The 22,744-nt window shown below is 51.1% G+C and carries 13 protein-coding genes; 9 read left to right on the plus strand and 4 right to left on the minus strand.

Features of this window, described 5'->3' with window-relative positions; genetic code table 11:
- Positions 1-274 precede the first annotated feature (274 nt).
- From AC6RNO_RS10070 to AC6RNO_RS10085, 4 genes are all read right to left on the minus strand, one after another.
- The gene (locus AC6RNO_RS10070) at positions 275-2,407 is read right to left on the minus strand and encodes a stalk domain-containing protein (protein WP_497105364.1); all 2,133 of its coding nucleotides are present in this window, start codon (positions 2,405-2,407) and stop codon (positions 275-277) included.
- Between the two features lie 198 nt (positions 2,408-2,605).
- Entirely contained in the window at positions 2,606-2,929 is a 324-nt protein-coding gene (locus AC6RNO_RS10075) for a DUF6262 family protein (protein WP_497105365.1), read from the minus strand.
- 670 nt (positions 2,930-3,599) lie between these two features.
- Positions 3,600-4,691, minus strand: a complete 1,092-nt coding sequence (locus AC6RNO_RS10080; protein WP_497105366.1) for a DNA-binding protein — start codon at positions 4,689-4,691, stop codon at positions 3,600-3,602.
- Positions 4,692-4,961: 270 nt separating this feature from the next.
- A complete protein-coding gene (locus AC6RNO_RS10085) occupies positions 4,962-5,216 on the minus strand; it encodes a hypothetical protein (protein ID WP_474682165.1) in 255 nt (84 codons plus the stop codon).
- A 259-nt stretch (positions 5,217-5,475) separates the two neighbouring features.
- Between AC6RNO_RS10085 and AC6RNO_RS10090 the strand changes: the two genes are divergently transcribed.
- From AC6RNO_RS10090 to arfA, 9 genes are all read left to right on the plus strand, one after another.
- Positions 5,476-6,858, plus strand: a complete 1,383-nt coding sequence (locus AC6RNO_RS10090; RefSeq protein ID WP_497105367.1) for an MATE family efflux transporter — start codon at positions 5,476-5,478, stop codon at positions 6,856-6,858.
- A gap of 1,320 nt (positions 6,859-8,178) precedes the next feature.
- Positions 8,179-11,181 carry a DUF2252 family protein gene (locus AC6RNO_RS10095; RefSeq protein ID WP_497105368.1) on the plus strand — a complete coding sequence of 1,001 codons (3,003 nt, stop codon included), beginning with the start codon at positions 8,179-8,181 and terminating at the stop codon, positions 11,179-11,181.
- 472 nt (positions 11,182-11,653) lie between these two features.
- Entirely contained in the window at positions 11,654-12,946 is a 1,293-nt protein-coding gene (locus AC6RNO_RS10100; protein ID WP_497105369.1) for an extracellular solute-binding protein, read from the plus strand.
- A gap of 109 nt (positions 12,947-13,055) precedes the next feature.
- Entirely contained in the window at positions 13,056-13,922 is an 867-nt protein-coding gene (locus AC6RNO_RS10105) for a helix-turn-helix transcriptional regulator (protein ID WP_488434209.1), read from the plus strand.
- A gap of 37 nt (positions 13,923-13,959) precedes the next feature.
- Positions 13,960-14,877, plus strand: coding sequence for a carbohydrate ABC transporter permease (locus AC6RNO_RS10110; RefSeq protein ID WP_488434210.1), 918 nt, complete (start codon positions 13,960-13,962; stop codon positions 14,875-14,877).
- A complete protein-coding gene (locus tag AC6RNO_RS10115) occupies positions 14,877-15,692 on the plus strand; it encodes a carbohydrate ABC transporter permease (RefSeq protein WP_488434211.1) in 816 nt (271 codons plus the stop codon). The genes AC6RNO_RS10110 and AC6RNO_RS10115 overlap by 1 nt, the downstream gene beginning before the upstream one ends.
- 8 nt (positions 15,693-15,700) lie before the next feature.
- A complete protein-coding gene (locus AC6RNO_RS10120) occupies positions 15,701-18,238 on the plus strand; it encodes a hypothetical protein (RefSeq protein WP_497105370.1) in 2,538 nt (845 codons plus the stop codon).
- Positions 18,229-19,314, plus strand: a complete 1,086-nt coding sequence (bglB, locus tag AC6RNO_RS10125) for a beta-galactosidase BglB (protein WP_497105371.1) — start codon at positions 18,229-18,231, stop codon at positions 19,312-19,314. The genes AC6RNO_RS10120 and bglB overlap by 10 nt, the downstream gene beginning before the upstream one ends.
- Before the next feature lie 239 nt (positions 19,315-19,553).
- Positions 19,554-21,068, plus strand: a complete 1,515-nt coding sequence (arfA, locus tag AC6RNO_RS10130; protein ID WP_497105372.1) for an arabinosylfuranosidase ArfA — start codon at positions 19,554-19,556, stop codon at positions 21,066-21,068.
- The last annotated feature ends 1,676 nt before the right edge of the window (positions 21,069-22,744 follow it).

Below are 22,744 nucleotides of genomic sequence, written 5' to 3' on the forward strand. Positions count from 1 at the left end.
TTAGCGTACGTTTTACGCGGTTATCTAAACGAGTGTGTGAAAAAACCTTGAAATATCAGGATCTGCACATTGTTTACATGTATTCAATGTATTCTTGTGGGAGCATCACAAAAAGCGGGCCAAAACTGGAACAATCCGGTCTTGGCCTGCTTATTTCTGTTATTCAACTCGTCTTCCGTTAACGAGGCTGCCGATCATTCCGGCATCCCCATAAATTGCTATCGTTACCCCGTCCCCTCAATCAGGGGGCCGACAAACATTCGTTTTCTCTACCTTATTTAACTTTTACATCCATCATGATGTTAACAGTTCGAGTGGCGTCAATCCAATTCACCTTTGCACCTAGCGTCTCCGATATAAAACGCAATGGGACAAAAGTCCGTTCACCGTTTTTCTCTGCTGGAGCCTCAACTTCCACGTCTTTGTTATCCACCTGCATTGTTTTGTTGCCGATACTGAAGGAGATTGTCTTGGAACCCATTTTTACGATGACTGTTTGAGAGGCAGCTATCCAATCTACTTTTGCACCAAGAGCTTCGGAAATGAACCGAACAGGAACATAAGTTAATCCGATCTCGGACTTAATATAGGCTGGCTCGTCGCTCTGAATTGCTTTGCTGTTAACATAAACTCTAACGTCATCGACATACTTTGGGCTAGTATTTGGTAATGCCAAAGCGTTTTCTGTTGTTGTGGCTGAAACAACAGTTGACGTCGACCCTCCAGCCACACTTACCTTATAGTAGTAAATCGTATTAGGACTTAATCCGGTACTGCTATAAGATGTTTCCGTAATTGGCGCACTGTTCATCTTTGTAAAAACTCCATCCGCTGCTGTGGAGCTATATATGTTATAACCCAGTGCTCCTGATACTTCCGTCCAACTCAAGCTGATTGTATCCGAGCCTGCCGCCCTGGCTGTCAAGTCCGTTATTCCGCCTAAAATTTTTCGATTGCTCAAGCCAACAGCCTTTGCTGCATCCGGTGTATACAATAAAGTAGCAAGCGGATAATCTTTTCCTGCAACTTCCGGCATCCTTGTTTCATATGCATAGGCCAAGTATTTGTACTTTTCTTGAGTCATATCCCGTTGTTCGAAATATTTATAATAGTTATATAAAATGCTGTAGCAAGCATCGATCCTGCCCCTGGCGCCTGGATTGATCGTATCAAAATATTGTGTATTCCTTGCTTGGTCAGCCCATGCAGGCGTCCATAACTCATCATATCCCAGATGATACTTTAGAATATAGGTCGTGCCTGCGAGCAATCGGTCATCCAGGAAGTTGAATACATTTACAGCGTTAGCAGCCGTAGACATCGTTCCATTTACCGGGTCAACTTTCGTACCTTGGGCAAAGATGGTCTGCGCTAATGTAGATAGTCCGGCGACATCGTCGTAAGAATGCCCTACATCCCGCCCCATTTCCATTTCCTGCACGTGATAATCCGACGGAGCTAGCGGTGCTCCTGTTTCCTCATTTTGCGTCATCATACGCATTTCATACTTAATCGAACCGTTTCTACCTCCTTGTTCACCTGCAGAATTCACCGTCGTTGTTTCAACGGCCTCCGCATAAAGCTTCAAGTCATTGGTAAAGATAGCTCTTCCGATAGTTCCCATAACATTAAACTGATGCTGATTCATAAAAAAAGTATGCGGATTATAAGTAACCATAACAAGGTTCATCGCATTGGTAAGATTCTGTGTATCCTTATCCGTCCATTTCAGACTCTGCGTTGGAGTGTCGGAATTGCGTAAAATTTCTGCCGCTGCCGCCAGCAAATAAGTCATCGTTGCAAAACGGAAATTTACATGTGGAACAACAGACTGGATAGCAGAATAATCTCTGATGATCGACATGGCATTGGAACGATACGTTTCATCGCCGGTAATATACCACATAATGGCTTGCTTGAAGGCAGTTAAAGAATCCGTATTCGCACGCGTTCCTACATAGTCGCTGGGATTAGGCCAATACTTCCCATTTGCGTCGGTAAACGCCCAAGGACCACGAATATTTACGAATAAGTCATTTCCATTATCGTAATATATTCTTGGATTTTTTCTGGATTGAGGGTCGCTGGAAAATGCATTAAATGCCGTATTCCAGGGCTCGTCCCCCGCTCGTACATGATCACGCATATTATCCAAATCTGCCTGTCTCATGGCAATGCCCGGATGGTGAAAAGTTCCTGATATCGTGCTCCCGAAAGAATCCGTATAGGAAACACTTGCATCGGTATTTATTACCTGCGGTTTATAAGAAGTAATCAGCGATGAAATCGTCGCCGCTTTCGCTGTATTGCTGCTCCCACAACCAGCCAAGCTTGTCATTGCCAGCACAAAACAAAGTACACTGGGAAGAAACCTATGAAACCGATTTTTCTTCTTAAACAGATTCATTTAATTATCCTTCCTTTTTTTATACCTGATTATCGCCTCAGTTGGTTTACCGGCGTTCACCTAATTGTTATTCCCTTTGCAAAGTATCAATGGGATTATGAAAAGTATATCGTTCTTTTATGACTTTTGCATGACAAAATCCGAGTTGCTTCCGTTAGTATCCTAGCGATCCAAGAGCATTCTTTTACTTACGGCAGATCAGCCTTTAATCCGTAGCAGCTTCAATTCATCCTTCAGTTGTTTGTTTTCAGTTTCAAGTTCTTTTATCCGCTTGTTTTTAGAAGAGGGGATACCTTCTTGCTGTTTACGCAGCGATTCTATTCGTTCGCGAATCTCCGAATGATTATAAAGATAGGCTTTAGAGACGCCAGACTCTGTGGAAACGCTATTGAATTTTATCTTACCTTGTTGCTTGATAAGTCGTTGGATTGCCTCATCGACCTTTACCGCGGCGGCGGATAGCTTCTTTTGCTGGGCATATTGCCGTACACCTTCTGTGTTTCTCGTATGTTTACCGGACATGGACACGTTCCTCCTCGATATACTCACGGCCTTTCTTTCCGGCACATACCGTCTTGATTTCAGCGAAGTTGGAAAGTTCGCCGCGATCGCGGATATGTATCTTTCGGGCGCTTCTCCGATCCGCATCGAGTCTTCCCATAGCAACTGAATCAATCCGGATCACTCACATTTTCACACGCATTAAGCAGTATTGCGATATGTTCTTTCGATATGATCTTTGGTTTTTGCTTAGGCACTTTGAGTTTAAGGATATGGGTACTGAAGGCTTTATCCTTATTAATGTGGTACAGAAAATCCTTAAAGCCTCTGCGTGAACCCAACATTACCAGTTGTTCCTGGGTTACCCCCTTTTCCTTGCGAATCAATCTGATTTTTTGCTCCAACGGATTTTAACACAGAACTATCATCCACATTCATCGCGCCTTTTTGTTTGATGGACTCTACTTGCAATTGGTGGGCTTGCGAATATAGAGTATACGAGGTTGATAAAAAATAGCCAATCAAATCCACTCAACTATAAGAGTGAATTTGATTGGCTATGATTAAGTCGTCCTCTGTCGATCGGTAATCCTTTCAGCCACCGGAACCGTCATGCACAAGATGCTGATATATTGGAGGGTTCTTTGAAACTTCTTTGTTATTCGATTTTTCCGCATGAACGGATACAGTATTAGTTATTCCTATTCCTATTACTAGAATCAACAGCAGCTTCTTCATTGTGAATCCCTCCCATGATTTGTGAGAATTTTTCTTCCTGCTCTTTGGATGCATGGTGTCTGTGCATCCAAAACAATGAGGCACAATTTTTAAAATCAACATCATTGTTATGAGAAACAGCATAAGAGAGACAAAGAAGAATTAAGTCTATTCCTACGCTGACATAACCTTTTCTACAAAAATAAATAGCTTTTTGATAGTTAAATTGTATGTAATGGCTTTTCCAAACAGGATTTTCGGAGTCTTTATATTGGTCAATCTCTTTCGAAAATTTATCCAAAATGTGGTCAATATCATAATGGTGTAAGTTAGCTGCTTCAGCAATTGTTCTCATGCCTGTGATCAATATGGAAGAAGAATTTGAGGCAATGAACTCTGCATATTCGTTGCATACGTCTTTGCCAAGAAGTAAATCGATCGAATAAGTGTTTCCTTTCGCAAAAACACTAAACTTTTCGACTTCTTTTCTTCCTTCATCATCTAAAATTTCGAACCAGCTTAAATCGGCGTATGATTGTACATACTTTTTAGCTTCTTCATATTTCCCGGTTAAACTTAGAGACAGCCCCTTTAGTAGAAAACCTTGCCCGTAATAAACGACTAACGGCCTTTCTGTTTCCAATGTTTTTGATCCGTTCATTCCTGTTAACATGCTGTAGACATACATCGCGCATGTTCTTAATTCATCTGCATATTGGCCGACCTCACTCCATTTTTGCAAAGAGTAGCAGGTTTGCGATATTTTCAGGAATGCGTCTAATTGTATATGATCTGGCAAATTTTTTATGAAAGGATTGAATCGTTGAATTGCTTTCCAATCTTCTTCAGAACCATTTCCCAGGGACGCAAGAAAGATTCGATATTGGGCAATGCTCACTTTTTCTGACAATCGAATCTGTTCATGATCGCAGAAATATTTATAATAATGAATAGACTCTTTTCTTCTGCCTTGTTTAAATAACGTTTCGGCCAGGTCAAATAAGATAGATGGAGTTTCAGTGTCATCCAAACAGGAGTCAAGGTCACCTTTTGCATCCTCCAGCATAGAAAAATCCCCTTTGCATTAATTACTATCATTTCAAATTTAAACCATAATACAAAAGGAATTTACCATATATTTCTAGGATGGTCAATAAAGAATTATCCGATGATTAGTTCGATTTTTAATTCGTGAATATTCACTTATACATTTTTTCGGATGATAGCCTGGCCGAGGGCCTGGAACTGCTGGACACAAGCCGGGCGGCCGTATTTCAGAGAAAAAGAGTTACCCTTGAGCGGGATGAAGCGCCCGGGGGTAACTCTTTGTGTTATGTCATTTCAAGGAGGAAATCGTCGCGCCGAATATGATGACTCCGAAAATGATGTACAGCACGATGCCAATCGCCAACCAGATCAGGCTGGCTTTTGCATAATTGGCTTTCGTCTGATTCGTTCCGCTGCTAAACGCCCATACGAACAGCATGATGATGTTAACGACCGGAATGGCCAGCAGCAGGATGGTCAGCATCCACTCTTTCACGCTAATGACGGGGTTCGGTTGCTCGATCGGGTTTGGAAATTCCAACATGCTCAGCTCCTTTAACTTGTCTGTAGTATTCATCACACAAAATAGGTTGACGGCCGACTGCATCAGGCTTCAACCCCAGTGATAAATGTATTAGGAATTGTAGGAGGTTATGACAAAATAAGCCGGAACGCAGCTTTGTACGCAGGCGGCGGTCTTCTTTTGAGGTTGGAATATTGATAATTTGAGTTGCGAAAATGGAACATGGCTCACAGCGGAAGAACTATAATTTGAGCAGACTATATAACGGTGGTGGAGAAGCGTGACTGTAGAGAAAAACAAATTTACACTGTGGGTTCTCGCCTGGCCCATTTTTATCGAATTGATGCTGCAACTGCTGCTTGGAACGGTGGATACGTTGATGGTCAGCCGGATTTCCGACGATGCGGTCGCGGTGGTCGGTCTGGCGAACCAGCTGTTTCAAGCTTTGACGACGTTATTTATGACCGTTGCCAGCGGAGCGGGAATCGTCATCGCCCAAAAGCTGGGAGCGCGCAAAAACGAAGACGCGCGGACGGTCGCGATCATGGCCGTGATGGTCAGCGCGGCGATCGGCCTTGTGCTGAGCGTTGTGCTGTACCTCGAAGCGCGCCCTTTGGCGAAGCTGTTCCAATTGGAGGAAAGGCTGCTTCCCATGGCGGACACATATATTTCAATCGTCGGCGGGGGAATGGTTTTGACGGCGTTGATGGCCTCGCTCAGCACGGTCATCAGGAACACGGGCAATACCAAGGGGCCGATGATTACGGCGCTGGGCATGAACGTGATTCACGTCTTTTTCAACTACGGCTTCATATTCGGAGCTTACGGATTCCCGCAGTTGGGTTTAACCGGGGTTGCTATTTCTACACTTGTTAGCCGTCTGTTGGCGACTTTCCTGCTCCTGTTTATGTTCGTCCCGGCGTTTGAACGCAGAATCCAGCTCAGGGACTGGCTGCTTTTTCACCGCAAGCTGTTCGGTGAAGTGCTGCGGATCGGCTGGCCGCTCGGCGTGAACATGTCCTCTTACGTATTCACGCAATTGGCGATGTATACGTTCCTGGCGATGATGGGGGCAAAAGAGCTTGCCGCCAGAACCTATATGAATACGTTGGAATCCACCTGCTCGATGCTCGGATACGCGATTGCGCTGGCGATGCAGATTCAGATTGCGCACCTGTACGGCGCGGGGAGAACCCGCGAGGCTTATCGAAGCTCATATCGGGGACTCTGGATCGGGCTGGCGCTCGTGAGCTTCAACTCGGTGATTTTACTGATCGTCGGAAAGCCGTTTCTCGGTCTTTTTACGGCCGATCCCGAAATTTTGGCCCTCGGTCTTTCCTGCATCGCGCTGAATCTGATTTTGCAGCCGGGCAAAATGCTGAATATGGGCATGGGCAGCGCCCTGAATGCGGTCGGCGACACCCGGTACAGCATGTTCGTATCGCTGGGCTCCATGTGGCTCGTCGCAGCAGGCCTTTCCTATGTGCTGGGCATCAGCTTGGGCTGGGGCCTGGCGGGCATTTATGCGGCGATGATCTGCGACGAGTATTTGCGCGGCGCTCTCGTTTTGCGAAGGTGGCGCAGGCAAAAATATTTGCGCCAGGCGGAGCGGCAGCACGCCGCCGTCCAGGCGCAGGCGGCCGGCGCAGCAGCGCAAGGCTAGCGGCGGTGGCGGGTGCGGCTGGCGGAGCCCTCGGCGCGACGTGGGCGCAAGGCTGGCGGGCCGGTGGCGGGCGCAGGCCCGGTAGGGAGCGGCGGGGATGAGCCCTCGGCGCGGCGTGGGCGCACGGCTGGCGAGCCGGTGGCGGGCACAGGCCCGGTAGGGAGCGGGTGGCGGAGCCCTCGGCGCGGCGTGGGCGCACGGCTGGCGAGCCGGTGGCGGGCACAGGCCCGGTAGGGAGCGGGTGGCGGAGCCCTCGGCGCGGCGTGGGTGCAAGGCTGGCGGGCCGACGACGGGCGCAGGCCCGTCGGAAGACTCGCTCGCCGGAACTGGTGGGGCTGCTTGGCAATGAGCCATGCCGCTAGGCAGCACCCATAAAGATGAAAATAATGCATCGCTAGTTATTTTCAGGGTAGAGCAGCTTTTTGATCCTTCGAACGCTCGCTCGCCGCGACAAATCCCAGGCTGTCCGGAAACCTCTACACGCCAGAACTGGCCGCACAAACCTGGTTGCTCGAAGAAAACCTGCAAAAGTGCAGCTTTTTCTCGATGGATGCGCCGGCTACGACATATTCCTGCAAAAGTGCAGGCTTTTCGCCGCGAACATGGACTCAGAGGCATTTTCAGCGAAAATTCCTGCACAATCGCAGGCTTTTCGCCAAAATGAGCTACTTTTACAGAAAAAGCCTGCACTTTCGCAGGTTTTTTCCTTGCCAGCCGCCTTACCCCCAGTCCCAGCACCGCAAACCGTGCAGGAGAGACGAGGGGGGACGAGCTGGGGAAGAGCGGCTGGGTCCCTCCAGTTCCTCAACCCTGCCATGCTCGGAAATTCCCGCACAATCGCAGATTTTACAGGCGTTGGAGGCGTCTGGGGGCGCGAAGATTGTGCTGTTGCGGAGCTTTTCGGCGGTATCCAAAACGTCGCAGCATATGTGGTCGGCCGACCGCTGGCTTGCAGCGCAGCACCGCGTGTAGGGAGCTGCAAGCGCTGCCGTCATGCAGCACAGCACCGCGTGTAGGGAGCTGCAAGCACTGCCGTCATGCAACGCAGCACCGCCCGCAGCTTCCTTGCGTGTGGTGCCGGCAGCGCTCCCCGGAGGCGCGTTCGTTTCCCTCAGTCCTCGCCTTTCCCCGCAATGAAGCGACTCTCCCCCGACTGATATACCGCTCTCCGATCGGAGGCAAGTTCAACGAAGCGTCCCTCCTTTTTTCGTCCCATTATTTTAATTTAATATGCATCTTACATATGCCGAACACTCAGATAACAATTCAACATTAGAGTAATGGTATTTGAATAATTTGCAAACATGGGGGGAATGCGGCGTGTTCAGTAAGAGGAGGATTAAAAAAGCGTTAGTATGGACGATGACGGCTGCACTGGCTTGCGGCGGCAGTCTCGGTTATTTGGATCCCGGCAAGGGAACGGGTTTGGCGATCGGACAAGCTTCGTTTGCCATCCAATTGCAGGATACGGCTCATATTCGGACCAACACCGGAACAGTTCCTTTGGCTGAAAATACGGACTTCACCGTGACCGGGCTCCCGAGCGGGCTGGTCGTTAGCGCTGCGGCGGATACCGCCCAAAACCGCATCGTGTTCACCGTTGCCAATCCGCATGCCGTTTCCGTTTTGGAAGATGCCAAGCTGTCCGTTGTCATCAAAGGGAACGCTGTTCAGGAAGCCGGAGCTATTGATTCGGATGCGATCGCAGGCATAGCGCTGCAGCGTTACCGGACGGCAGTCGATACTAGCGAAAGCCGCAAAGCTTATGTCGAGCAGCAAATCGTAGCCGACAACAGCTTTTTCCAGGACCCGGTTACGAAAATATACAAGTACAGCAGCAAGGCGCTTGGGCACGATCCGTTCACGTTTTTTAGAGGTACGAACGCCGTATTCCTGCAGGATTTCGGCAAGGCGGCCCTGCCGGTGCCTGCGGGTCTTACCCAATTTGCCAATGTAAAAACGTACAGCCAAGGCGATGCGCACATACAGAATGTCGGCATTTTTAACGATAAGACGGGTACCGCCGTTTTTGACCTGAATGATGTGGACAGCGCGCACGTCGATACTTTTTACAATGATTTGGTACGTTTTGTAACCAGTCTGTACGTCATTAAATACGATGCCGACAGCACCGGAATCAGCACGATGACCGACGAAGAGATCCGGCCTGTCGCCCAATTGTTCCTTAACACATACAAAGATACTTTGCTGCAAGTAAGCGGCAACGATACGGAAACGACAACCAAGCTTACGGCTGGTCAACTTCAAACCTATACGGCGGCTGTTATGAATAAAATCGTTGGTACCAACGGTTATTTGGCAGCCCGGAAGAAACAGGCCGATAAATGGCGCAATGATATCCTCTCGGATACATCCAAATATCAGACGGCGACGGATGCGGAAAAAGCCGTGATTGAAGCGGGCTGGGGCAGCTATAAGCAAAGTTTGCGAAGCGCTTTTCCTTCTCTGACGGATGAACAGTTTGACAGCTATTTTACGATTAAGTCCGATTCCAATTCTTCCAAACTTATCGTTCGCCGCATTAATCAAGGTCTGGGCAGCATTGGCGTTATGCGGTATAACGTGTTGATTGAGGGGCCTTCTTCCAGCGGCGATGACGATATTGTGCTGGATGTGAAGGAACAGCGCCAGCCGGCGAGCTTGTCGATGCAAGCCTACAAGGCGATGTCGATAGATACGGATGCTCACTTGGGCGTGCTGGCGGGCGTGGACAAGCAGTACCTGGTTCGGGAAATTTCTCCGTACAAAGGCGACTATACGAAGAAAACTTTTGCGAACGCAAATGAGTTCAGCCAATACGTGATCGATTCGGCCAAAGCATACGCTTATGCGCATGCGCGGTCCGACCGGGACTCGGCTATCGGCGGGTTGACGAACAGTTTTGACGATGAATTTGCGGTGGGCATTGCAGGACAGTGGGATACGCTCTCCAAGCTCATTCTCAATGCGGGCGAAGATTATGCTCACCAGGCCGTGGCAGACTACAATCTGGTCAAAGACGACATGGCTTCGGGCAAAATGATCGACATTGCTGCACTCAGCGGGCTTTCGCTCAGCGGTGTGACGTTGAGCCCGGCATTTTCCGGCGGGACTTTCACGTATACGGCTTCCGTGGCTGCGGACGTGACGAGCACGACGGTTACCGCTGTGGCGGCTGACCCGGCGGCTGTAATTTCGGCGGCTGATTTGGGCGTCAAGTCGCTGACAGTCGGTTCTAACACGATAACGGTTCATGTAACCGCCCAAGACGGAAAAACGACGGCAACCTATTCCGTTGTTGTGACAAGAGCGTCATCGGGAGGCGGCAGCAGCAGCTCCGGCGGTGGCAGCGGCAGCAGCGCTCCAGCGAGCTCGGGAACGATTCAAGCGGCGGACGGAGGAACATTGACGCTGAACGGCGTCAAAATCGAAGTGCCGTCAGGAGCGGTAAGCAGCAATATACAAGTTAGCGTCGATAAAATCGCCGACACTTCCAAATTGCCCGCAGATAAGGCGTTGACATTGGTCAGCGACGTGTATGAGATTAAAAAAGACAGGGACGGCGACTTCAGCAAGCCCGTCGTGATCACGCTGCCTTACGACCGGACAAAAGCAGACCTGGATAAGTTCACGTTGGCCTTGTACGGGTTGAACGAACAGTCCGGAAAATGGGAAAAACTGGGCGATTCCAAGGTGGACCAAACCGGAGCAGCGGTGTCGGGAACGGTGCGGCATTTTGCCAAATTCGCTGTACAGGCATCTGCAAAAACAGAGACCGTCAAACCTCCGGCAAACGAGGCGAATCTCGGCGATTTGAAAGGTCACTGGGCAGAAGCAAGCGTGCGGGAGCTGGTGAAGCTCGGCGCCATTAGCGGCTACCCGGACAATACGTTTAAACCGAACGGCAGCATCACAAGAGCGGAGTTCGTGACGATCATCGTTCAAGCGCTCCAGCTTAAATCGCAGGGCGGCAGCAGCTTTGCCGATACGGCTAGCCATTGGGCGAAAAATGCGATCGGTACAGCCGCAGCGCTCGGAGTGGTCTCAGGGTATAGCGAGCAGTCGTTCGGTCCCGACGATCTGATCACCCGCGAGCAGATGGCGGCAATCGTCATTCGCGCGGCGAAAATTCAATCCGCGGACACCGGCTTGACATTTTCCGACAGCGGCGAAGTTTCGGATTGGGCTCGCGCCGCTCTGGGAACAGCGGTTGACAAGGGTCTCCTGAACGGTTACGAAGACGGCACCGTGAAGCCCAAAACGAACACGACGCGCGCCGAAGCGGCGGCATTCATTTTAAGAGCGCTCCAACTGAAAAAATAAACTCGCACCGGTTCGACCGCCACGTTTGTTGTGGCGGTCTTTTTTTGGTATACGTGGGGTACAGGAAAGCTTAATGACAGGATGAAAACCGGTCTGGCAACCGCTACAACTTGCGCATCGTGGAAATCAGCACGAAATTTCATACAGAAATTGTACTGATTTCGTAAAATCGAAAAATAAGTATGAAAAATCGAACAGAATCGTGCCTACAGCGGAAAAAATGGCTTTTGTATGCGAAAAATCGAACAGAAAAGCGCAAAAGGGACTGCATTAGGCCGTCTCATGGCAAGCAGTTACAGCATCCGCCCGGTGCAGTCCGATTGGAGATCGTGGCTGTACTGCTTACAGCTTTGTAACAGCCGCGCAAACAGCAATATCCGTTAAATAGCAAGCAATAATCGATATTAAGCAAATCGTTTTCTATGGTATGATAATCATGAAAGCGCTGACAATCAGAAAAGGGAGTGTCAAAATGAAGAGAACTTTAAAATCGATTATGCTGCTACTGCTTGCAGCAGTATTTATTTTCAGCTTGGCCGCATGTTCCGGAGGAAGCCCGAAATCGGGCGCTCAAGACGCCGCCGCGGCAAAGGACGTGACCCTCGATTATCTGTGGTTTACCGACGGAATCGAAGGCGATGTGATGAAAGGAATTGTCGCCGATTATCAGAAGCAAAATCCTCATGTGAAGATCAATCTGGTTGAGGTTGCCTTTAAAGATTTGCAGACGAAGCTGAAAACGATGATCTCCGGCGGCAAACCGCCCGCATTAGCCCGCATGACCGATACCGGCGCTTTCGCCAATCAGGCGCTGGATTTGACTCCATACGTCGGCAGCGGGGACAGCTTTACTTCACAGTTTATCGATTCCATCAAACCTTATTATGTGGTGGACAATAAAATTATTGCCGCTCCGATGGATGTTACGGCCAACGGCATGATTTACAACAAAACGTTGTTCCAAAAAGCCGGCGTGAAGGTGCCTTCCTCCCCGGATCAGGTATGGACATGGGACGAGTTCGCCGCAGCCGTTAAGCAGGTCATGGATAAAGGCGGAGCCAAGTACGGCCTTGTCTGGGACTTTTCGCCCCACAGATGGTCTACCCTGCTGTATCAGTTCGGCGGCAATATGATCAGCGCGGACGGCAAAAAAGCGGCTATCAACAGCCCGGAAGGCGTGCAAGCGCTGGAATACTTCGCCAAGCTTCATAAAGACGGCATCATTCCGCAATCCGTCTGGTTAGGTTCGGAAAATCCGAACAACCTGTTCCGCTCGGGCACGGTAGCCGTTCATATGGCAGGCAACTGGATGCTCAGCAACTATAAAGACATTAACAACTTTGAGTGGGGCGTCACTTACATGCCTAAGCAAAAAATCCGTTCTTCCGTTCCGGGCGGCAAATACGTCATGGCATTCAAAGGATCGGGAGTAGAGAAAGAGGCCGCCGAGTTTATCAAATATTTGTCATCCAAGGAAGTCAATTCGAAGTACACCAAAGATTCGCTCTTTATGAGCCCGCGCAAGGACAGCGCCAAGCTGGACTACTCTTTCGGCAAGGAAATGTTCGAAGTGTTCGCGAACGAATTGGCCAATACGACTCCGCTTGCGGCTAACGACTGGTCCAGACAAGAGATTGTGCCCAAATTCAGCACCGATTTGAAAAATAACATCGTTGACACGATTTCCGGCAAAACAACGGCCAAAGACGCGCTGGATAAAACCGCTAAACTGATCGACAAAGCCATTAGCGAGCAGGGAAAATAAAGCAGCAGCCATATGTTCATACAGTGGGGCTACCTGGGGGTAGCTCCTCCCTTTTAGGGGGAAATGCTGATTCACAACAAAATCATTGGACCGGAGGTGGCAGCAATCCATGGCACATCACGCCCATTTTCCCACCAATAAGGCATTGAAGCAGGAGCGTATATACATTCGCCACCATGTCACGGAGTGGCAGAACAGTTGGCCGCTTCATACGCATGACGGCTATGAAATTTATTTTTTCCTTCAAGGCAACGCCCATTTCATTATCGGGAACGAGGTTTATCAGCTTCAGCCCGGCGATATGCTGCTAATTAGCGGCGACGTGCTCCATCGTCCGAATCCTTCGAAGGATACTCCGTATATCAGGAGCTATATTAATTTTACGGCAGACTACATTCAGGAATTGGCCGGGGACGATTTGCAGGCGAAGCTTTTGAATTTGTTCGCTCACCCGAACGGCTTGCTGATCCGGTGGGACGAACGCGGCGTGGAAGAAGTGGACGGCCTCTTTTCGATGATTTTGAGCGAGAGGGAGAAGGAAGCGATCGGGCATCAATTTATGATGCAGAGCCTGATGGTGCAGCTTTTGCTCAAAATTTACCGCAAATCGAAAGACGTATACTCGCTCCTCACGGCCCCGGCGCAATCGCAGAAGGAGACGAATGTGCGGCGGATTTTAATGTATCTTAACCAGAATTACAAAAAGACCGTCACTTTGGAAGACCTAGCCGGAGCGATGCATCTGAACAAGTATTATATGTGCCACTGTTTTAAAGAAGTGACAGGGATCTCCATCAACAACTACATCACGCGCAAGCGGATTGACGAGGCCAAGAAGCGGCTGCGGTTATCGGATGAACCGGTCGGGATTATGTCGGAGTTTCTCGGTTTCAACAATCCCATCCATTTCAGCCGTATGTTCAAGCAGTATGCGGGCGTATCCCCGCAGACGTACCGCAAGACGCACCAAGACTAATTCAACATCAAGCCGATTAGGGAAAGGAGAGGATAGGGTGTCTCCGGCATTGACCAAGCAAAGGAACAATCCGCGCTCCTCGTGGAAAAAGGAAAAGTTGAAAAGGCTGCTTGCCCCGTATTTTTTCATTTTGCCCAATTTCGTTATTTTCTTAACGTTTATTGTGATTCCGGCTATCGTAGGCTTTATTTATTCCTTTCATAAGTATGACGGATTAAATGAAATGAAATTTTTGGGCTTTGAAAATTACGCGGAGGTTCTTGCCGACAGCGAATTTTGGGCGGCGCTTGGCCGCACCGGGCTTTATGCGGCGATTGTCGTTCCCGGAATCTATGTCGCAGCCCTTGGGATTGCCGTGCTTCTTATTCGCAAAGTAAAGATGATGGGATTTTTTCGCGCAAGCATTTATTGGCCGACGATGATTTCGTTTATTATTGTCGGTTTGACGTGGAAATGGATTTTTGGAGATTCGTTCGGGATTTTGAATTACCTGCTGACTGCAATGGGATTCGACCCGGTATCGTGGCTGACTTCTCCGCTGTATGCGAATTTGTCGGTCATCATCGCCACATTATGGTCCAGGGTCGGGTTTTTCATGGTTATTTTTATTGCCGGACTTCAAGCGATTCCCGTGGATATGTATGAGGCCGCCAACCTGGACGGAGCTTCCAGATGGAGAGTATTCCGGAATATTACTTTGCCGCTGCTCAAGCCGACGAGCGTACTTGTGTTGATGATCTCGCTCATCGACGCCTTCAAGTCGTATCCGCTCATGTATGCTCTTACGGGCGGGGGCCCCGGCAAGTCAACGACATTTATCGTGCAGTACATTTATGAAATCGGTTTTACGAAGCAGGAGCTGGGGATGGCGAGCGCCATGTCGGTCGTTCTTTTTGCCATTATCGGGATTTTCTCGGCGCTGCAATTCCGTCTTTCCAAAGGAGGGGTCAACTAGTGAGAAAAGCCGGCATTGGAACTTATGCGATTTTAATCGCATTAGCTTTGTTTTGGATATTTCCCGTCCTTTGGACCGTGTTGTCTTCCTTCAAAACGAAAACCGATTTGTACAGCTGGCCGCCGGCTTTAATTCCTCCGACTTTTTCGTTGGAGCACTTTGTCAGCGCTTTCGATAAAGGGCATTTCGGAACGTATTTTCTCAACAGCACGATTGTGACAATTGCGTCTACGCTGCTGCTGCTGTTGATCAATACGATGGCGGGATTCGCGCTGGCCAAATATCGCTTTAAAGGCGATACGATCCTACTGGTCGGATTTATTTCCACGTTAATGATACCGCTTGAGGTTATCATGATTCCGATCTTTAAAGTCATTTCTTTTCTGGGGCTGTACAACAATCTGCTCGGCATCATCATTCCGCCCGCCGCTACGCCCACCGGGGTATTTCTGGTTCGCCAGTACTTGTTGTCCGTCCCGGATGAACTGCTGGAGGCTGCGCGCATTGACGGTGCGGGGGAATGGAAAATATTTTGGCGCATCATACTGCCGATGGCCAAGCCGATTATTGCGGTTCTGGCGATATTCTCGTTCATGTGGCGTTGGGATGACTTCTTGTGGCCTCTCATCGTGATTAGCGATCCTGCCAAATATACGATCCAACTCGCCATATCGAACTTTATCGGAGAATACAACGTCGACTGGGGAAGCTTGCTGGCCATGTCCACGATCACGATGATTCCCGTGCTTGCGGTTTTCCTGATTTTCCAGCGGCAATTTGTACAAGGCATCGCCACATCTGGCATGAAAGGATGATTTCATAAATGACAACCGGCAGTAACTATTTGGCTTATGCCCCGCTGCAGCTGCGGCACCGCGTTATCAACCGTTGGCTGATCACCGGCATTTTAACCCGTAACGTGCGGTTCGAACCGATGACGATGGAAGGGGATATCAACGATTGGCTGATTAAAGGCTTTTCCATCCATGAAAATCCTTGCCGCAAGGAATTTGTAAACGAGAGACGGGCGTCCGAGCCGAAGCTTCCGTTCGCCGCTCCGCCTGCGCTGGGAGAACATTTTGCCCTTTGGAATTCGGAAGCGCAGTGGAGCGTTTATTTCCCGTGGGGGAACTCGCGTGTAGAAGAGTCCGGCTTTTATTACGTGCCGACCCATATGCTGAGATATGGCTATACGGTAGTTGTCAGTCCCTCTGCGCATAAAGCCGTGTTCAACTTGAAAACGTGCGGCGGAGTTGCGTTATGGGTGAACGGACGTCTGGTCTGCGATTTCACGCCTTTCACAAGAAATATCGAACAAAAGACGCAGGTGGAAGTGGAGCTTGAAGCCGGGGAGAACACGTTTTTCGTCTGCCATGAGGATCTGGCGGAGCGGGATACGCTGTACCATTTTACGCTGGAATATACGGGAGACGCTTCGCTTGAGCTTCGAATCCCGCTTGCGGATTCGGAAACGGCGGAGGCTGTGCAGGGCATCGAGGATGCGTTAGGCCGGGCTTATTTCCCGAAAGACAGCGTTACGGATGAGGAGATTCGGATTGTTTTCGAACAGCCGTTCAGCCAAAAGTTTACTTTTGACGTGAATTACGTCAGCTTCTTTGACGGCCGGCATTCGATGCAGCGGGATCTGGAGCCCGGGGAGCGGAATCTGGTTCTCGGCCATACGGACGATTTCGGAATCGACTACAAGTACTTTGAACTGGTCGCTCATGTCGGCAAAGCTGCGGTACGCAAGCTGTTCGGCATCGAGCTGCACAACAACCGGTTCCAGCCCCTGCTTAGCCAGGACATGACTGTGGAAGAACGCAAACGGGCGGCGCTGGCGTGTGTGGCCGAGCTTGGTATCCCCAACATCCATTCCGCCATTGCCAAGCTGAAAACCGGCGGCGCTCCCGAACAATCCCGGGAGATGATTCTTCAAGGACTCGTCGGCATTCAGGAGAGGCGGGATTGCGCCGACTTCTATTTAATCGCCTTGTTCCGGTTTTGGCGGGACTACCGCAAAAGCGGATTGTACGACGACCGTTTCTGGTCGCAGATTAAGGAAACGATTCTCGGCTTCCGGTACTGGATCGATGAGCCGGGCGACGATGTCATGTGGTTTTTCAGCGAAAACCACGCGCTGCTGTTCCACAGCTGCCAGCTGTTGGCAGGCCAGCTGTTCCCTGACGACAAGTTTGCCAGCAGTGGCGAGACAGGCCGTCAAAGGCAGAAGAAAGCGGAACAACAGCTGCAGGGCTGGTTCGAGCGCTTCTTCGACGAAGGGTTGGCCGAGTGGAATTCTAACGCCTACATTCCTATCGATTTCCTCGGACTGATCCAGCTCTATGATCTGGCCGAGCTGCCGGTACTGCGGGAGAAGGCCAAGCAGGCAATGGATCTCTTGTATTACTACATGGCTGCCGAAGCCCATCAAGGTTATTTGACCTCGACGTTCGGCCGCAGCTACGAGAAGGAGCTGTTCGGCAACCATGCTGCCGGTACGACCTCGTTGATCTGGGTCGGCTACGGTATAGGCAATGTGAACAGCACGACCTTTAATGTGTCGGTGTACTTGTCGGATTATACGCCGCCGCAGGAATTTGCCGGTCTGACTTTGCTGCAGCCGGAGGAGGAGATGGAGTTTCAGCTCGAACAAGGAAAAGACGGCTACGCCAAGCTCAGCCACTACCGGACAAGCTCGTTCGCGATGTCGAGCATTTCCGATTTTCGCCCCGGCTTGAAAGGATATCAGGAACATGTGCTGAATCTGGCATTTTCTCCAGTGGTTCAGGTTTGGGTGAACCATCCGGGTGAGATCTACCCTCACGGCTCAGGCCGGCCATGCTTCTGGGCAGGGAACGGCTACTTGCCGAAAGTCGGGCAGTACAAGGGACTGGGAATTCTGCTGTTCGATATCGGCGAGGAGCACGACGCGGATTATACGCATGCTTACTTCCCGACTTATGCGTTTGCCCGCACAGAGCGCCGAGGCTCCTGGTTTTTCGGCGAGACCGATGGCGCCTATTGCGCCGTGTATGCCGCAGGCGGTCTTGAGCTTACGCAGGAGGGCACGAACCGGGGACGCGAGCTCATTTCCAAAGGGCGGCGCAATATTTGGCTGGTAAGGGCGGCGGATCGCGGGGAATTCGGATATTTCGAGCAGTTCGTCGACAGCATGATCAAGACGCCTGTAGAAGTGTCGACAGAGCTGCTGCAAATTCGCTGGGACGATGCCGTATACGGGGAAGCCCGTTTCGGTTGGCGGGAGCCACTGGTTGTGAACAGTGAGGCCGTGCAAATCAAGGACTGCGGAGTACAAGGCCGATTGGTGCGAAAAGGAAGGGTGGCTTCATGCAATTGAATCAAGACATGATGATCAGCGCGATACAACGCGTCTCCAATGCGATGAAATTCATGAAAAACGAAGGAATGGACGAGATTTATCCCATCGGGCTTATTGATATTCATCTGTGGGAATGGCCTCAAGGCGTCGGGCTTTACGGCATGTATCAATATTACGAAGAAACGAAGGATGCGGACACTCTTCAGTTTTTGCAGGAGTGGTTCGACGCCCGCCTGCGCGAAGGCTTGCCCGAGAAAAACGTGAACACTTGCTCGCCGCTTTTAACGCTTATTGCTTTATGCGAGCTGACGGGCAACGAGGAATATATCCGGGTATGCGAAGAGTGGAGCGGCTGGATTATGGACCGCGATAACGGATTGATCAGGACCGGGGACGGCGCGTTTCAGCATATGATCAGCGGGGACCCGAACGACGGGCAAATACTCATCGATACCTTGTTCATGACCGTGCTTTTCCTGACGAAGGCCGGCGTATATTTTAAGCGCCCGGAATATATCGAAGAAGCGAAAAAACAGCTTCTCGTCCACATCAAATATTTGTACGACCGCCATTCCGGACTATTTTTTCACGGCTGGGACTTCAATGGAAGGCACAATTACGGGGCTGTGCGCTGGGGGCGCGGCAACGGTTGGTATACTTGCGGCATCGTAGATTTCCTGGACATGGCGGAGCTGGAGGACGGAATCAAGCAGTATTTGCTCGACACGCTGCGCAGTCAGGTTCAAGCTTTGGGCGCGCTTCAGGAAAAGGGCGGCATGTGGCATACGGTTCTGGACGATCCGTCGTCCTATGCGGAAACGTCGTGCACGGCCGCTTTCGGCTACGGGATTTTGAAGGCTGTCCGCAAAGGCTATTTGCAGCAGGATGATTTGCCGGCCGGACTTAAGGCGCTGCAGGCTGTGCTGGATCGAATCGACGTGAACGGGGTAGTTCAGGAGGTTTCCTACGGCACGCCGGTCGGCAATGACGCCCAATTTTACAAGAACATTCCGATTTCTCCCATGACTTACGGTCAAGCGCTAACGCTTTTGATTTTGATGGAAGGCTTGCGTTACGCCAATAGTTCCAGCTGACGGCAAATATTAGGGGGCTCATGCCCCGATGGCCCTTGATGCGTTCAATTGGCCTCAGTTGTAAAAAGAGCGGCTCTTAAGTCTTATTGAAGACTTAGGCCGCTTTTTTATTGTTTGTTTAGTTCGGTTTGCCGTATAAAGAAAAAGCTTGAAAACGATAACAAATTGTTGTTTAATACATTTATATCATATTTTTATTAATCGATTTATGTTTTTATTAACTAAATGGAGAGGTGTTCATGATGTCCCAGAAAGCGAAAATGATTGTAGACAAAGATTTTACGATCGGGGAAGTCGATTCGCGCATTTATGGATCGTTTATCGAACATTTGGGCCGGGCTGTCTATGGCGGCATTTACGAGCCGGGGCACCCGCAGGCGGATGAGCAGGGTTTTCGTGCGGACGTACTGGAATTGGTGAAAGGCCTGGACGTGCCGATTGTCCGTTATCCGGGCGGCAACTTTGTCTCCGGTTACAACTGGGAGGACGGCGTGGGACCGGTCGCACAGCGCAAAAAGCGCCTGGAGCTGGCCTGGCGGACCGTTGAGCCGAACTTGTTCGGCTTGAACGAGTTTATGGATTGGTGCCGCAAAGCGAACACGCAGGCGATGATGGCTGTCAATCTGGGCACTCGCGGACCGGATCAAGCGCGGGAGATCATGGAATACTCGAACCATAAGTCGGGAAGCTACTGGAGCGATCTGCGCATCGAGCACGGCTACAAAGACCCGCATAACATCAAAACGTGGTGTCTGGGCAACGAAATGGACGGACCTTGGCAAATCGGGAGTAAGACAGCTGTAGAATACGGCCGCATCGCGAATGAAACGGCCAAGGTGATGAAGTGGGTCGATCCGACGATCGAGCTCGTCGCCTGTGGCAGCTCTTCGCTGAAGATGCCGACTTTCCCGGAATGGGAATCGACCGTTCTGGACCATACTTACGATCATGTCGACTACATTTCCCTGCACCAGTATTACGGCAACCACGACAACGATACGGCGAACTTCCTCGCCCAATCGCTCGGCATGGATAAATTTATTCATACGGTCATCGCCACATGCGATTATGTACAGGCGAAAAAGCGCGGCAAAAAGAAAATCAACCTTTCCTTCGACGAGTGGAACGTCTGGTATCATTCCCATGACGCGGACCGCAAAATCGAGCCCTGGAGCATCGCGCCGCCGCAGCTCGAAGATGTTTATAACCACGAAGACGCCCTGCTCGTAGGCTGCATGCTGATCAGCATGCTCAAACGCGCGGACCGCGTGAAAATGGCCTGCATGGCCCAACTGGTCAACGTCATTGCGCCGATTATGACGGCTAACGGCGGGCCGGCGTGGAAGCAGACCATTTACTACCCGTACATGCATGCGAGCGTATTCGGCCGCGGAACGGCGCTCGTTCCATTGATTCAATCGCCGAAGTACGACGCGAAGGACTATACCGATGTGCCGTACCTGGAGGCGGTTGCGGTGCATAACGAAGAGCGCTCCGAAGTGACGGTATTCGCAGTCAACCGCCATCTGCAGGAGGCGCTGCCGCTGGAGCTGGATTTGCGCAGCTTTGGCTCCAGCCAAGTGACCGAGCATATCGTGCTTGAGCACGACGACATTAAAGCGGCCAATACCCAAGACGCGCCGGACCGCGTGAAGCCGCATGGCGGAGGCGACGCCGCCGTCGCGGGCGGCGGCCAAGTGCAGGCGACGCTGGCCAAAGCGTCCTGGAACGTCATCCGCTTGAAATTGGCGTAACCGGCGGTCGGTTTTAGGCAGCCCTTATCCTCTGACGAGGATGAGGGCTGTTTTGCTTTGGCGGGAGCCGGGGAGGGAGTCCGCCGGGCATTCGTGCGGATGGAGGGGCGCGCCGAAATCCGGCGAAAATGCACCGGCTTTTATGCCGGGCGTGCTGGGGTCTTGCCCTGCGCTGTGTGGCGCCGCAAAGCGCGCCGCCGGTCGAGGCGCAGCGTGGATGGAACGGTTGCACAGCGGAGCCGCATGAGGCGGCTTGGCGGGCACCGGGCCAGTGGAAAACCTGCAAAAGTGCAGGAATTTTCCGTGGAAATGGCCCGTTTCGGCGAAAAGCCTGCGAAAGTACAGGGATTTTCGCCGAAAATGAGCCTTGAGTCCATGCGCGGGTGAAAAGCCTGCACAATTGCAGGAATTTTTCGCTCTCGGCGTATCGGCAAGCAAAAAACTGCACTTTTGCAGGCTTTCTTCACGCAAAGCGAGGTAACCATGCGGATGGGGGAGCGCCGAAATCCGGCGAAAATGCACCGGCTTTTATGCCGGGCGTGCTGGGGTCTTGCCCTGCGCCGTGTGGCGCCGCAAAGCGCGCCGCCGGTCGAGGCGCAGCGTGGATGGAACGGCAGCACAGCGGAGAGGCGTGAGGCGGCTTGGCGGGCACCGGGCCAGTGGAAAACCTGCAAAAGTGCAGGAATTTTCCGTGGAAATGGCCCGTTTCGGCGAAAAGCCTGCGAAAGTACAGGAATTTTCGCCGAAAATGAGCCTTGAGCCCATGCGCGGAAGAAAAGCCTGCACAATTGCAGGAATTTTTCGCTCTCGGCGTATCGGCAAGCAAAAAACTGCACTTTTGCAGGCTTTCTTCACGCAAAGCCAGGTAACCATGCGGATGGGGGGGCGCCGAAATCCGGCGAAAATGCACCGGCTTTTATGCCGGGCGTGGGGTCTGGACCTGCGCCGTGTGGCGCCGCAAAGCGCGCCGCCGGTTGAGGCGCAGCGTGGATGGAACGGCTGCACAGCGGAGCCGCATGAGGCGGCTTGGCGGCCACCGGGCCAGTGGAAAACCTGCAAAAGTGCAGGAATTTTCCGTGGAAATGGCCCGTTTTGGCGAAAAGCCTGCGAAAGTACAGGAATTTTCGACGAAAATGACCCCTTGAGTCCATACGCGGGTGAAAAGCCTGCACAATTGCAGGAATTTTTCGCTCTCGGCGTATCGACAAGCAAAAAACTGCACTTTTGCAGGCTTTTTCCGTGCAAAGCCAGGCAGCATTGTGCTATCGGTCCCGTCGCGCGGGATTCTTTTTGCAGGCTTTCTCCGCGCAAAGCTAGGCAGCGTTGTGCTACTGAGGCCCCGGCGTGCGGGTGTCTTTCTCGCAAACTTTCTCCGCACAAAACCAGGCAGCATAGGCTATCGGCCCTGACGTGCGGGATTCTTTTTGCAGGCTTTCTCCGCACAAAGCTAGGCAGCGTTGTGCTACTGAGGCCCCGTCGTGCGGGTGTCTTTCTCGCAAACTTTCTCCGCACAAAGCCAGGCAGCATTGTGCTATCGGCCCCGTCGCGCGGGATTCTTTTTGCAGGCTTTCTCCGCACAAAGCTAGGCAGCGTTGTGCTACTGAGGCCCCGTCGTGCGGGTGTCTTTCTCGCAAACTTTCTCCGCACAAAGCCAGGCAGCATTGTGCTATCGGCCC

It is taken from the genome of Paenibacillus sp. sgz302190 (assembly GCF_059820445.1).